Source organism: Myxococcus xanthus (assembly GCF_013116825.1).
Lineage (GTDB): Bacteria > Myxococcota > Myxococcia > Myxococcales > Myxococcaceae > Myxococcus > Myxococcus xanthus_B.
In genome coordinates this window covers 1-415 of the sequence record NZ_JABFNS010000337.1, presented here as the reverse complement: position 1 = coordinate 415, position 415 = coordinate 1, and the positions used below count along the sequence as shown (strand labels likewise).

General features: G+C 71.1%; 1 pseudogene. It reads left to right on the top strand.

From position 1 onward, the window contains the following. Nucleotides 1-16: 16 nt before the first annotated feature. Nucleotides 17-415: pseudogene (locus HNV26_RS37605) on the top strand (ATPase domain-containing protein); the annotation flags it as partial.

Sequence of the window (415 nt, the reverse complement as noted above, 5' to 3'; positions counted from 1 at the left end):
GGCCTGCACCGTGCTGATGCTCGACGACCGCACCTCGGAGACGGGCGACCTGCAGCTCCACAGCATCGCCCACGGGGTGGTCTCGCTGGAGCAGTCTCCGCGTGAGTTCGGCTCCGAGCGCCGGCGCCTGCGCATCGTCAAGATGCGGGGCATCAAGTACCGGGGCGGCTATCACGACTTCCTGCTTGAGACCGGCGGCATCCTGGCGTTCCCGCGCCTGATCGCGGCGGAGCACCATACGCCGTTCGACGCGACGGCGCGCTCCACGGGCTCGGACGCGCTCGACCTGCTGCTCGGCGGCGGATTGGTGCCCGGCACCAACACCCTGCTGCTCGGCCCCTCCGGGGTGGGCAAGACCACCATGGCCATCCGCTGCATGCTGACCGCCCTGGAGCGCGGCGAGCGGGGCACCTAC